Origin of the sequence: Massilia litorea (assembly GCF_015101885.1) — a bacterium.
In the GTDB taxonomy this organism is placed as follows: Bacteria; Pseudomonadota; Gammaproteobacteria; order Burkholderiales; family Burkholderiaceae_D; genus Telluria; species Telluria litorea.
In genome coordinates this window covers 2,689,703-2,702,408 of the sequence record NZ_CP062941.1, presented here as the reverse complement: position 1 = coordinate 2,702,408, position 12,706 = coordinate 2,689,703, and the positions used below count along the sequence as shown (strand labels likewise).

Annotated in this window: 10 protein-coding genes; 6 read left to right on the top strand and 4 right to left on the bottom strand. The window is 66.1% G+C overall.

The window, feature by feature from the left end:
• The first annotated feature begins 203 nt into the window (after positions 1–203).
• The 3 genes from LPB04_RS12055 to LPB04_RS12045 all read left to right on the top strand — a co-directional run bounded on the left by LPB04_RS12055 (position 204) and on the right by LPB04_RS12045 (position 5,811).
• On the top strand, positions 204–2,375 hold the full coding sequence (locus LPB04_RS12055) for a cyanophycin synthetase (RefSeq protein ID WP_193684826.1): 2,172 nt from the start codon (positions 204–206) through the stop codon (positions 2,373–2,375).
• 89 nt (positions 2,376–2,464) lie between these two features.
• Complete coding sequence (gene cphA, locus LPB04_RS12050) at positions 2,465–5,050, top strand: cyanophycin synthetase (protein ID WP_193684825.1); 2,586 nt, start codon at positions 2,465–2,467, stop codon at positions 5,048–5,050.
• 137 nt (positions 5,051–5,187) lie between these two features.
• The gene (locus LPB04_RS12045; RefSeq protein ID WP_193684824.1) at positions 5,188–5,811 is read left to right on the top strand and encodes a LysE family translocator; all 624 of its coding nucleotides are present in this window, start codon (positions 5,188–5,190) and stop codon (positions 5,809–5,811) included.
• Between the two features lie 13 nt (positions 5,812–5,824).
• On the opposite strand, the gene LPB04_RS12040 is transcribed toward LPB04_RS12045, so the two are convergent.
• The 3 genes from LPB04_RS12040 to LPB04_RS12030 all read right to left on the bottom strand — a co-directional run bounded on the left by LPB04_RS12040 (position 5,825) and on the right by LPB04_RS12030 (position 7,422).
• On the bottom strand, positions 5,825–6,457 hold the full coding sequence (locus LPB04_RS12040; RefSeq protein ID WP_193684823.1) for a PEP-CTERM sorting domain-containing protein: 633 nt from the start codon (positions 6,455–6,457) through the stop codon (positions 5,825–5,827).
• A 67-nt stretch (positions 6,458–6,524) separates the two neighbouring features.
• Complete coding sequence (locus LPB04_RS12035) at positions 6,525–6,869, bottom strand: hypothetical protein (RefSeq protein ID WP_193684822.1); 345 nt, start codon at positions 6,867–6,869, stop codon at positions 6,525–6,527.
• 172 nt (positions 6,870–7,041) lie between these two features.
• Positions 7,042–7,422, bottom strand: a complete 381-nt coding sequence (locus LPB04_RS12030) for a DNA-binding transcriptional response regulator (RefSeq protein WP_193684821.1) — start codon at positions 7,420–7,422, stop codon at positions 7,042–7,044.
• 382 nt (positions 7,423–7,804) lie between these two features.
• Between LPB04_RS12030 and LPB04_RS12025 the strand changes: the two genes are divergently transcribed.
• The 3 genes from LPB04_RS12025 (at position 7,805) to LPB04_RS12015 (ending at position 12,019) form a co-directional block, all read left to right on the top strand.
• Positions 7,805–8,257 (top strand): response regulator, encoded by a 453-nt coding sequence (locus LPB04_RS12025; RefSeq protein WP_227496383.1) that lies wholly within the window; start codon positions 7,805–7,807, stop codon positions 8,255–8,257.
• Positions 8,258–8,408: 151 nt separating this feature from the next.
• Complete coding sequence (gene mutS, locus LPB04_RS12020) at positions 8,409–11,066, top strand: DNA mismatch repair protein MutS (protein ID WP_193684820.1); 2,658 nt, start codon at positions 8,409–8,411, stop codon at positions 11,064–11,066.
• Positions 11,066–12,019: a hypothetical protein gene (locus LPB04_RS12015; protein ID WP_193684819.1), complete on the top strand. Its 954-nt coding sequence runs from the start codon at positions 11,066–11,068 to the stop codon at positions 12,017–12,019. Before mutS ends, LPB04_RS12015 begins: the two co-directional genes overlap by 1 nt.
• A 59-nt stretch (positions 12,020–12,078) precedes the next feature.
• Here LPB04_RS12015 and LPB04_RS12010 read toward each other — a convergent pair whose 3' ends face one another.
• Positions 12,079–12,618 carry an FKBP-type peptidyl-prolyl cis-trans isomerase gene (locus tag LPB04_RS12010; RefSeq protein WP_193684818.1) on the bottom strand — a complete coding sequence of 180 codons (540 nt, stop codon included), beginning with the start codon at positions 12,616–12,618 and terminating at the stop codon, positions 12,079–12,081.
• Between the last annotated feature and the right edge of the window lie 88 nt (positions 12,619–12,706).

The following is a 12,706-nucleotide window of genomic DNA, read 5'->3' as shown; positions in this document are numbered from 1 at the left end:
AAAAAATTCCAATGCTGGGCGAAGTGGCCAGACCGGAACCGCCTATTTGGCATAAATCGGTAGGGCACTGTAAGCTTCGGTCCGGCAAGTATACATCACATGTGCGCTGCATGACCGCGTTTGGGTGCGGTAGCGCACAGGCAGGCAAACATAGGCAACGCCATCATGGTGACAAGCGGACACCGTGGGCAAGACATCATTACATGACAAAGAAGAAAGACATCAAGTTTCTCCGTGTAACTCACCTGCGCGGCCCGAACATCTGGACTTACCGTCCGGTGATCGAGGTCTGGCTCGACATTGGCGAGCTGGAAGACTTCCCTTCGAACAAACTGCCCGGATTTAACGAGCGACTCACCGGCTGGTTGCCTGGCCTGATCGAGCACCGTTGCGGCGTCGGCGAGCGCGGCGGCTTCCTGGAACGCCTGGAAATCGGCACCTGGGCCGGCCACATCCTCGAACACATCGTGCTCGAGCTGCAGAACATGGCCGGCATGAAGACCGGCTTCGGCAAGACTCGCTCGACCGGCGACACCGGTGTGTACAAAATGGCGTTCCGCACGCGCGACGTCGTCGTCGGCCGCGCCGCCCTCGAAGCCGGACACCGCCTGCTGATGGCCGCCGTCAACGATGAATCCTTCGACATGGCCGGCACCGTTGCCGCGCTGACCGAACTGGTCGACCGCTACTGCCTGGGCCCGTCGACCGCGAACATCGTCGATGCCGCCACCGACCGCCGCATTCCCTCGATCCGCCTGACCGAAGGCAACCTCGTGCAGCTCGGCCATGGCGCCGCCCAGCGCCGCATCTGGACCGCCGAAACCGACCGCACCAGCGCCATCGGCGAATCCATCGCCAGCGACAAGGACCTGACGAAAACCCTGCTCGCCTCGTGCGGCGTGCCGGTGCCGGAAGGCGCGCTGGTGAGGAGCGCCGATGCCGCCTGGGACGAAGCCCAGGACATCGGCCTGCCGGTGGTCGTGAAACCCGTCGACGGCAACCATGGCCGCGGCGTGACGCTGAACCTGATGAGCGAATCGGAAGTGCGCACCGCCTACGCGATCGCCTCCGAAGCGGGCGACAGCTCGGCCGTGCTGGTCGAGCGCTTCATTCCCGGCAACGAGCACCGCCTGCTGGTCGTCGGCCGCCAGGTCGTGGCCGTGGCGCGCGGCGAGTCGCTGTGGGTGACCGGCGACGGCAAATCCACCGTCAGCGCGCTCGTGGCGAGCCAGATCAACACCGACCCGCGCCGCGGCAACAGCGAAGAACATCCGCTCGGCCTCGTCAATCCGCAGGACGGCGAAATCCTGCTCGACCTGAAGCGCCAGGGCTTGAGCCCCGACTCGATTCCGCAGGCCGGCCAGAAAGTCCTGATCCAGCCGAACGGCAACGTCTCCGACGATGTCACCGACCTGATCCACCCGGAAGTGGCGCACATGGCGGCGCTGGCGGCGCGTGTCGTCGGCCTCGACATCGCCGGCATCGACCTGGTCTGCGAAGACATCTCGCGCCCGCTCGACGCGCAGCGCGGCGCCATCATCGAAGTCAATTCCAGCCCGGGCCTGCTGGCCCACATCAAGCCGGCCTCGGGCACGCCGCGCAATGTCGGCAAGGCCATCGTCGCGCACCTGTTCGCGGACGGCGAGAGCGGCCGCATCCCGCTGGTCGGCGTCACCGGCACCCTCGGCACCAGCCTGATCACGCGCCTGCTCGGCTGCCTGCTGCATGCCGGCGGCAAGCATGCGGGCGTGGCCAACGGCGAAGGCCTGTATCTCGACGGCCGCCAGGTCCAGAAAGGCGATTGCACCGGCTTCGCGCTTGGTGAGCGCCTGCTCATCAACCGGAATATCGAAGCGGCCGTGTTCGAATCGAACGCGCGCAGCATCCTGGCCGAGGGCCTGCCCTACGACCGCTGCACGGTCGGCGTCGTCACCGACATGGGCAAGCTCGACTCGGTCGCCGAATACCATATCGCCGACGGGGAAGCGCTGGCCAACGTGGTGCGCAGCCAGGTCGACGTGATCCTGTCCGATGGCGCGGCCGTGCTGAACGCCGCCGACCCCGAAGTGGTGAAACTGGCCGAACTGTCGGACGGGCGCGTGATCTTCTATGCGATGGACGAGCACAATCCGGTGATGGTCCAGCACCGCGCGAGCGGCGAGCGCATCGTCTTTGCGCGCGACAACCACATCGTGCTGGTCGAGGGCGGGGTCGAGACCAAGCTGCTCGACCTCGGCAAGATCCAGCCGGCGACCGTCAAGCATCCGGCCAGCGTGCTGGCGGCGACCGCCGCCGCCTGGGCGCTGGGCCTGCCGCACGACCTGATCTGCGGCGGCTTGCGCGCGTTCGACGCCACGAAAAAAACGACTTATTGAGCAGCAGTATCCGGTTCGCCGGAGCCAGGGAGTCCGCCGCGCTTCCATCAAGCAGGCGGGCCAGTCCCAACTTAAAGGAATGAAGGTTTATGGAAGTATCTCGCGTACGGGCCTTGCGCGGCCCTAACCTCTGGAGCCACCACACCTCGGTCGAGGCGATCGTCGCCTGCACCCCGGAGGAAGAATCGATCGCCACCCTGCCCGGCTTCGAGACGCGCCTGCGTTCGCGCTTTCCCCAGCTCGGCCAGCTGCAGCCCTTCGGCCACGAAGAAGACGTCCTTGACCCGGTGCCGATGGCCGAAGTACTGGAAATCGTCGCCCTCACCCTGCAGGCCGAAGCCGGCTGCCCCGTGACCTTCAGCCGCACCACCGCCACCGTCGAAACGGGCATCTACCAGGTCGTGGTCGAATACACCGAGGAAGACGTCGGCCGCCTGGCGATGGTGCTGGCCGAGCAGCTGATCGCCGCGGCCCGTGAAGACCAGCCCTTCGACCTCGAAGCGGCCCTCACCCAGCTGCGCGACCTCGACGAAGACGTGCGCCTCGGTCCCTCGACCGGTTCGATCGTGCAGGCCGCGATCAATCGCAACATCCCCTTCCGCCGCCTGACCGAGGGCAGCCTCGTGATGTTCGGCTGGGGCAGCAAGCAGCGCCGCATCCAGGCCGCCGAGATCGACGCCACCGGCGCGATCGCCGAGACCATCGCCCAGGACAAGGAACTGACCAAGAAGCTGCTCGACGCCGCCGGCGTGCCGGTGCCGCTGGGCCGCGTGGTGGTCGATCCCGATGACGCCTGGGCCGCGGCCCAGGAGATCGGCCTGCCGGTCGTGGTCAAGCCGAAGGACGGCAACCAGGGCAAGGGCGTGACGGTCAACATCACGACCAAGGAACAGATCACCGCCGGCTTCCATGCGGCCGCGGAGTTCCGCGACGACGTCATGGTCGAGCGCTACCTGCCGGGCCACGACTACCGCCTGCTCGTCATCGGCGACAAGCTGGTCGCCGCCGCGCGCCGCGAGCCGCCGATCGTGGTCGGCGACGGCGTGCACACGGTGCGCCAGCTGGTCGACCAGGTCAACCTCGACCCGCGCCGCGGCAACGGCCACTCGACTTCGCTGACCAAGATCCGCTTCGACGACATCGCCCTGGGCAGCCTGGCGAAACAGGGCATGGACGCCGAGTCCGTGCCGAAAAAAGGCCAGCGCGTCGTCCTGCGCAATAACGCGAACCTGTCGACCGGCGGCACCGCCACCGACGTCACCGACGACGTCCATCCGGAAGTCGCGGCGCGCGCCATCGCGGCAGCGCACATGGTGGGCCTCGACATCTGCGGCGTCGACCTGGTCTGCGATTCGGTCCTGAAACCGATCGAGGAACAGCACGGCGGCATCGTCGAAGTCAATGCCGCGCCGGGCCTGCGCATGCACCTGTCGCCCTCGTTCGGCAAGGGCCGCGACGTCGGCGAAGCGATCATCGACACCATCTTCAAGGATGGCGACGACGGCCGCATCCCGGTGGTCGCCGTCACCGGCACCAACGGCAAGACGACCACGGTGCGCCTGATCGCGCACCTGCTCACCGCCTCCGGACTGCGTACCGGCATGACCAATACCGACGGCGTCTACATCGAAGGCCGCCGCATCGACAGCGGCGACTGCAGCGGTCCGCGCAGCGCGCGCAACGTGCTGCTGCACCCGGACGTCGACGCGGCCGTGTTCGAGACCGCGCGCGGCGGCCTGCTGCGCGAAGGCCTCGCTTTCGACCGCTGCGAAGTGGCGGTGGTGACCAACATCGGCGCCGGCGACCACCTCGGCCTGAACTACATCACCACGCTGGAAGACCTGGCCGTGCTGAAGCGCGTGATCGTCCAGAACGTGAAGCCAGGCGGCATGGCGGTGCTGAACGCGGCCGATCCGGTGGTGGCCGAGATGGCCGAGCACACGAAGGGCGACGTCACCTTCTTCGCCCAGGACGGCAGCCACCCGCTGATGGCGATGCACCGTGCCCAGGGCAAGCGCGTCGTCTATGTCGACACCGGCTTCCTCGTCTGCGCCCAGGGCAGGAACGAGACCCGCATCGCGCTGGCCGAAGTGCCGATCACCCGCGGCGGCGTCATCGGCTTCCAGGTCGAGAACGTGATGGCCTCGGTGGCGGCGGCATGGGCCGTGAACCTGGACTGGGACAAGATCCGCCTCGGCCTGAAGACCTTTGTCGGCGAGAGCGACAATGCGCCGGGCCGTTTCAACGTCTTCGACTACAAAGGCGCGACCCTGATCGCCGACTACGGCCACAACCCGGACGCGATCGCGGCCCTGGTGTCGGCGGTCGAGAACATGCCGGCCAGGCGCCGTTCGGTCGTGATCAGCGGCGCCGGCGACCGCCGCGACCAGGACATCACCCAGCAGACGCAAATCCTGGGCAGCGCATTCGATGAGGTGCTGCTGTACCAGGACCAGTGCCAGCGCGGCCGCGCAGACGGCGAAGTCGTACGCCTGCTGCGCGAGGGGCTGAACGGCGCCACGCGCACCGGGCACGTGGAAGAGATCAACGGCGAGTTCGTTGCGATCGACCGCGCGCTGGAACGCGTGTCCGAGGGTGATTTGTGCCTGATCCTGATCGACCAGGTCGATGCGGCACTGGCGCATATCGGCAAGCGGGTCGCCGAAGCAAAATAATTCGTACCCAGGGTGGGCGGCTTTGCCGCCCACGCGTTCAACCGGCGGCGATGTCATCCGAACGGGTCCATCATCCTGCTGCCGAACGCGTGGGCGGGAGACCGCCCACCCTACGTTTACCTGACAATCAATCAGCCATGCTCGCACCCGAACAATTCTTCGGCTTCCTGCTCGCCGCCCTCCTCCTCACCGCCTCCCCCGGCCCCGACAACCTGATGGTCCTTGGCCTGGGCATGTCGAAGGGAAGAAAACAGGGCATGGTCTTCGGCCTGGGCTGCGCGCTCGGCTGCCTGAGCCACACTTTTCTCGCCGTGATCGGCGTCAGCGCCATCATCGCGGCCTCGCCCACGGCATTTACGGCGCTGCGCATCGGCGGCGGCCTGTACCTGGTGTGGCTGGGAATCGGTGCCTTGCGCAGCCAGGGTGGCCAGGCCGCCAGCAAGACGAGCGCGCCGCAGTCGCTGCGCAGCCTGTTCATGAAGGGTTTATTCGCGAACGCCATCAACCCGAAGGTGGTGCTGTTCTTCCTGTCGCTGCTGCCGCAGTTCGTGATCGCGGCGCATGGCAATGTGCCGGGCCAGATGCTGGCGCTCGGCGTGACCTTTACGGTGCAGGCGGCGATCCTGTTCGGGCTGCTGGGTTATTTCGCCGGCGCCGTCGGCGCCTGGCTGGAACGCAAGCCGGGCGCCGGCAAATGGCTCGACCGGCTTGCAGGGACCGTGTTCATCGCCCTGGGCGCGAAGCTGATCCTGTCGCGCTGACTGCGACCCCGATTCAACGCTTGCGCGCCGACCGCATTCCGATCAAGCCTAGGCCGAGGCCCAGCATTGCCAGCGTGGCCGGCTCCGGTACGGGTGCGGGATCGTAGGTGATGCCCAGCCGCGCGGAGAAAAATTCGAGCGGATCGCCGGGAGCGAAATCCTGCAAATACAGGGTCCAGCTGCCGAAGGTGTTCATGCCGTCGAAGGCCGACAGGGCCTGCGCCGGACGGAAGCTGCCACCCGCGATGCGTGGGCCTGCGGCTTGCAATGCTTCATCGTCGAAGGTCACGATGACGCGTCCTGCACCGCGTCCGCTGCCGTCGTAGGTCGAATACGCCTGGACCAGGTCGACAGCGGTGCCGTTCGGCCCGATCAGCCTCAGCATGAATTCTTCCTCGAACGGATCGCCGGAGCCCAGGCAGCGGGTGCCGTTCGGGCCGATCGGCGGATCGTCGCATTTCGAGAATTCGACCGTGATGTTCACGTCCCTGACCGTGCCGCGCGCGTCGACCCGCAGTGCGCGTGTCCCTTCCGAACCGTCGAAGACGCCGTAGGTGGTGTTGGTGGTGTTCAGGACCGCCGCGCTGGCGCCGGCGGACAGGAGGAGGCTGAAAACGAAACCGGCAAGACGGTGCATGTGGCGCATGAATTCTCCTTATGGTGGTGCGTACACAAAAGCAAGTTTCATTCCAGCCACTAAAACTGGCGCGATATCAGGCGCTTACCGAAAACGGCTGGCCGCTGCGGCTCCTCACTGTAAATCCAGCCGACATCCGCCTTGGATAAAGCATGCCGGACGCATGCCGTCCTGTCCCGAATCTCAGCGCGTTTTGTGCTCGAGCTGGGTCCGCCAGGGGCAGCAGCACGCACAGGCTCTGGCCGGTGTCAACCTTGTCGTCGGCCACCGGCACGCGCAGCGCGCGCGTCGTCGCGACGGCGGCAGGCACCGCGCCGGCCGCGCCGCAGGATGCAGGGGAGGAGAAACGCGGGCAGGTCCGAGATGGAATCGTTTCGGTGATATGTGCAGCGAAAATGTTGCGCAGCTCGAACGATAGCATCTCACCTCCGCTTTGTACGCGAGGGACGCCGCCGCCGGCCGGGGCCAACCGGCCGGCGGCGTGGAATCAGCGGACGACGTACACGTAGTCAACCGTTTCCCTGTCCCCTCAGTCGGCACAATGGCCTTTGCCAACCACCAGCCGACGGTTTCGGCGGTGCCGCTACGCTATTTCAGTTGCCGAAATAGCGCAATTCGAAATCGAGCGCCCACTGCACCCGCGAGGACGACAGCGGCGCCTGGATGGTCGCGTCGCATTCGCCCATCCAGGCCTCGTTGGCCGCGTCCAGGCCCTGCCCGTGGATGCCGACCACGGCGCTGCCCGGCGCCACCGCGCGCAAGTCCTGCAGGAAGCTTTGCCCACTGTCCGACTGCACGCCGCCGATGCTGGTGAAGATGACGTCGAAGCGCATGGCACCGAGCGCTTTCAGGGCGGCGCGCGGCCCTTCGGCGGTAATGGCGATATGCCCCATGGTGCCGAGCAGACGGCGGATGGCTGCCGGATCGGGGGCCGAGGGGTGAATGACGAGAATCGTTTTGCGAGGGCTTGGCATACTTAAGGGGCTATGCCTGTTTCACCGAATTCAAGGGTGAGCACGCGCTTTATTTTCGTAACGTGCCGCAGGGCACGGCCGTGGAAAATGCCAATGCACGCAGCATACATTTAGTATTGGTGGCTCAAGGAACTGCTTTATAATCGTTATTTTATTGATAGCAACTTATGGAGTGCAGGATGTCGATCGTGAACGGTATGCAATCGTTCGCGCCGCCTTTTCGAATTCCTGCATACTTTCTGCCATGGGTAGAGCGATTTAAAAAAATCGTCAGGGCAAGGCGCATCGTCGAAGACAGTACGCGTGTACGGCAAGACGATGCAACGCCGCCATGGCGATTTTTTCACACGCTCGTAGCGCACGATTTTTCTGAGGAGTGATTGTGTACGGCACGTCGAATCTCCGCTGGCTGTCTTCGAAGTATGTCCCGCCCGGTGCGGGAGGCCGGAGCGAGCCCGCGCAGGAGGAGTTCCCGCACCCGGGCGGCCTGGTCCGCAAGGTGCTGGTAGTCGACGATGAAGCCGACCTGGCCGACCTGGCCGAGGCATTGCTCCGCAGCCGCGGGCTCGACGTCGTGGTCGCCAACTCGGCCATGGAAGCGCTGCAAATCCTGGCGCGCGACGGCGACATCGATGCCGTCTTTTCCGATGTCATGATGCCCGGCATGAACGGACTGCAACTGGCCGATGCCCTCTCCGAGTTCTACCCGCGCCTGAAAATCATCCTCACCTCCGGCTATACCGTGCCCTCGATGCTGGAAGACCGGGAGCGCCGCTATCTGTTCACGACCAAGCCCTATCGGATCGATACGATCATGAAGCTGCTGCGCAGCTGAACGATTCGAACCTGCGGCCTCTCCTCGCATGCAGGCAGCCGGCGCCGGCATCGGCAGCGCATTGCCACACCCGCATCCTCGTGCCCAGCCGATGGTTGTAAAATGTCGGTCCTGGCTCGGCAACAGCCCTGCCTTACCGAATACCTGAGAAATGACCACCGTTCCCACTGAAATCAACGCCGCCGCGGCCCGCGCAACCTCGGAAAAAGTAACCCCGATGATGGCCCAGTACCTGGGCATCAAGGCCGATTACCCGACCATGCTGGTCTTCTACCGCATGGGCGACTTCTACGAGCTGTTCCATGAAGACGCCGAGAAGGCCGCGCGCATCCTCGGCATCACGCTGACCGCACGCGGCTCGTCCGGCGGCAATCCGATCAAGATGTGCGGCGTGCCCTTCCACTCGCTCGACGGCTATCTCGCCAAGCTCGTCAAACTCGGCGAATCCTGCGCGATCTGCGAGCAGATCGGCGACCCGGCCACCAGCAAGGGCCCGGTCGAGCGCAAGGTGGTGCGCGTCGTCACGCCCGGCACGCTGACGGATTCCGACCTGCTGCCGGAAAAGGCCGAGCGCTCGCTGCTGGCGCTCTGCACGCTGAGCGCACGCAAGTCGACCACCGTCGGCCTGGCCTGGCTGTCCCTGGCGAGCGGCGCGCTGCGCCTGATGGAGTTTTCGGGCGATGAACGCACGGTTGCAGCGCGGCTGGCGCAGGAACTGGAACGCATCGCACCGGCCGAGATCCTGCGCGCCGACGACGGCGACATGTTTGAAGAGAACCCTTTCGCGCACACCCAGCGCGTCCCGGAATGGCATTTCGACGTGGTCAAGGGCCACAAGGCACTGGTCGAGCAACTGGGCGTGGCCACCCTCACCGGCTTCGGTGCCGATGGCCTGGGCGCGGCATTTGGCGCGGCCGGCGCGCTGCTGCGCTATGCCCAGTCGACCCAGGGCCGCGGGCTGCAGCACGTGAAGAGCCTGGCCGTCGAGAGCGAAAACGAATTCATCGGGCTGGACGCCGCCACGCGCCGCAACCTGGAGCTGACGGAAACCATCCGCGGCCAGGAAGCGCCGACGCTGTTCTCGCTGCTGGACGGCTGCCGCACCGCGATGGGTTCGCGCCTGCTGCGCCACTGGCTGCACCATGCACGGCGCGACCAGTCGGTGGCCCGCGCGCGCCATGAAGCGATCGCGGCGCTGGCCGAGGCCGATGCGGCCGCCACACTGTCCGCCACGCTCAACGAAGTGCCCGACATCGAGCGCATCACGACCCGCATCGCCCTGCTGTCAGTGCGTCCGCGCGACCTGGCCAGCCTGCGCGACGGCTTGAAACAACTGCCGGCACTACGCCAGCAGATTGCGCGCTGCTTCATCCCGGGCGACTCCTGCCTGCTGCGCGCCCTGCACGACGCCATCGACACCCCGATTCCCTGCCTCGACCTGCTCACGCGCGCGGTGGCCGAGGAGCCGGCCGCGATGGTGCGCGACGGCGGCGTCTTCGCCACCGGCTTCGATTCGGAACTCGACGAACTGCGCGCGCTGTCGCAGAACGCCGGCCAGTTCCTGGTCGACCTCGAAACCCGCGAGCGCGCCCGCACGGGGATCGCCAACCTGCGCGTCGAGTACAACAAGGTGCACGGTTTCTATATCGAGGTCACCAACGGCCAGGCCGATAAAGTGCCGGACGATTACCGCCGCCGCCAGACCCTGAAGAACTGCGAGCGCTACATCACGCCGGAACTGAAGGCCTTCGAGGACAAGGCGCTGTCGGCCCAGGACAAGGCCCTGGTGCGCGAAAAGGCGCTCTACGAAGAACTGCTCACCTGCCTGGCGCCGCACATCGGCGACCTGCAGCGGGTCGCGCAGGGCCTGGCCCAGATCGACACGCTGGTCGCGCTCACCAGCCACGCGCTGCGCCACAACTGGTGCGCACCAACCCTGGTCGATGCGCCCTGCCTGAGCATCGTCGAGGGCCGCCACCCGGTCGTCGAGCGCCAGATCGAGCGCTTCATCGCCAACGACTGCAAGCTCTCGAACGAACGGCGCCTGCTGCTGATCACGGGCCCGAACATGGGCGGTAAATCGACCTTCATGCGCCAGACCGCCCTGATCGTGCTGCTGGCCTATGTCGGCAGCTATGTGCCGGCGACGAGCGCGACGATCGGCCCGATCGACCGCATCTTCACCCGCATCGGCGCCAACGACGACCTGGCCGGCGGACGCTCGACCTTCATGGTCGAGATGACCGAATCGGCCGCGATCCTGAACGGCGCCACCGAGCACTCGCTGGTGCTGATGGACGAAGTCGGGCGCGGCACGTCGACCTTCGACGGCCTGGCGCTGGCCTGGGCGATCGCGCGCCACCTGATCGACAACAGCCGCAGCTTCACCCTGTTCGCGACCCATTATTTCGAACTGACCCAGCTGCCCGAAAGCCACCCGAGCGCGGCCAACGTGCACCTGTCGGCGGTCGAACACAAGGACACGATCGTGTTCCTGCACGCGGTGCAGGACGGGCCGGCCTCGCAAAGCTACGGCTTGCAGGTCGCCCAGCTGGCGGGCGTGCCGCCGGCCGTGATCAAGGCCGCACGCAAGCACCTGGCGCGCCTCGAATCGCAGGCGCTCGACACGACGCCTCAGCTCGACCTGTTCGCGCTGCCCTGCGACGACCCTGAGGAGGCGGCGCCGGTCGCGGACGCACCGGCCATGCCGCCGGCGCTGCTGGCCGCGCTCGAGGAACTCGATCCGGACGCCCTCACGCCACGCGAAGCGCTCGAGCGGCTGTACGAGTTGAAGCGCCTGGCTGCCTGATGCCGCGCCCTGGTCCCGTTCTCCTCGCTGCCGCGCTCCTGTCGGTCCTGGTCGCGCCCGTGCACGCGGCGCGCGACGGCGGACACGAGGGGCGCGAGGCGCACCGCTTCGGCGTCATCGGCCACAGCTTTGACAAGCCGGGCGACGAGCGCCTGAAGAAAGCGCTGGCGCAGACGAGCGAGAAATCGCTCGCCTTCGTCGTCGTCACCGGCATCAAGGCCGCCAGCGAACCTTGCGGCGACAAGCTGTACCAGGAGCGGCGCGACCTGGTCGACAAGGCAAAACGTCCGGTCATCGTGCTGCCGGCTGGCAGCGACTGGACCGATTGCCGCAACTCGGCCGGACGCACGAATGCGATCGAGCGCTTGAACCGGATGCGCGAGCTGTTCCACGGCGAGCCGGCCTCGCTGGGCGCGAAAAAGCTGCCGCTCGCCCGCCTGTCGAGCAGCCCGCGCTTTCGCAGCTATGCCGAGAACGCCCACTGGACCGTGGACTCGGTCCTGTACGCCACCGTCAATCTCCCGGCCAACAACAACCACTACCTGGCTGCGGCCGGCCGCAACAGCGAATATGAAGACCGGCTGGTCGCGACCCGATTCTGGCTCAACCGCCTGTTCACGCTGGCGCGCGGCGACAAGGTCGATGCGATCGTCCTGTTTACCGAGGGCGATTTAAAACCGCTGGCCGAGCCGACCGGGCTGCGTTCGCTGCTGCGGCGCGCGCCGGTGGGGCAGGACGGCTTCGCGGCCGCGCGCAAACAGGTGCAGGCGCTGGCGCAGAAATTCGACGGCAAGGTGCTGCTGGTGGACAGCGCGGCGCTGCCGAAGAAAGGCAAGCCGGCGATCGAGTGGCGCGACAATGTCGGGCACGTGTCGGTCGGTACGGAGGCGGTCGAAGTGAAGGTGACGCCGGGGGAGAAGACCTTGTTCACCCTGCAGGATGCGGGGGAATAAGGCCAACATTGCGATGCATTCCGCGTGGGCACGGAGTGCCCACGCGGACGTCCTAACGATTAATGCAGCGGCTGGCTACGGAAGTGGTCGCCCTCTTCGCTGTCGCCTTCGTCTTCACCATGGTGATGGCCGTGGGCGCCGTGCACATGGCCGTGGGCGATTTCTTCTTCGGTCGCGGCGCGCACGTCGATGACCGACAGCTCGAAGCGCAGGGCCATGCCGGCCAGCGGGTGGTTACCGTCGAGGACGACCTTGTCGTCGGCGATTTCGGTGACGGTGAAGATCATCGGCTCGTCGTCGCCGCCATCGGCCATGCCTTCGAACTGCATGCCCACTTCCAGCGGCTCCGGCAGGCGCGAACGCTCTTCGACCTTGACCAGCTCGGCATCGTAGTCGCCGAACGCGTCTTCCGGTTCGACCTGCAGGGTCGCGTTGTAGCCGGCTTCCTTGCCGTCGAGTTCTTCTTCGATCTTCGGCAGGGTGTTCTCGTAACCGCCGTGCAGGTAGACCATCGGCTGCGCGCCTTCTTCGATCAGGTTGTTCTGTGCATCCGACAGTTTGTAGTTGACCGTCACGACCGTATTCTTGGCAATCTTCATCGCACTATCCTTTCGTTGTAAGGAGCGGATTATACCCTCCCTCCGCTGCCGCCCGTGCTGTTGCTCCGTCCTGGGCTGGTTATAATGA

Coding starts and splice junctions, on each gene's coding strand:
- LPB04_RS12055 (WP_193684826.1), top strand. CDS start 204: ATGACAAAGAAGAAAGACATCAAGTTTCTCCGTGTAACTCACCTGCGC.
- cphA (WP_193684825.1), top strand. CDS start 2,465: ATGGAAGTATCTCGCGTACGGGCCTTGCGCGGCCCTAACCTCTGGAGC.
- LPB04_RS12045 (WP_193684824.1), top strand. CDS start 5,188: ATGCTCGCACCCGAACAATTCTTCGGCTTCCTGCTCGCCGCCCTCCTC.
- LPB04_RS12040 (WP_193684823.1), bottom strand. CDS start 6,457: ATGCGCCACATGCACCGTCTTGCCGGTTTCGTTTTCAGCCTCCTCCTG.
- LPB04_RS12035 (WP_193684822.1), bottom strand. CDS start 6,869: ATGCTATCGTTCGAGCTGCGCAACATTTTCGCTGCACATATCACCGAA.
- LPB04_RS12030 (WP_193684821.1), bottom strand. CDS start 7,422: ATGCCAAGCCCTCGCAAAACGATTCTCGTCATTCACCCCTCGGCCCCC.
- mutS (WP_193684820.1), top strand. CDS start 8,409: ATGACCACCGTTCCCACTGAAATCAACGCCGCCGCGGCCCGCGCAACC.
- LPB04_RS12015 (WP_193684819.1), top strand. CDS start 11,066: ATGCCGCGCCCTGGTCCCGTTCTCCTCGCTGCCGCGCTCCTGTCGGTC.
- LPB04_RS12010 (WP_193684818.1), bottom strand. CDS start 12,618: ATGAAGATTGCCAAGAATACGGTCGTGACGGTCAACTACAAACTGTCG.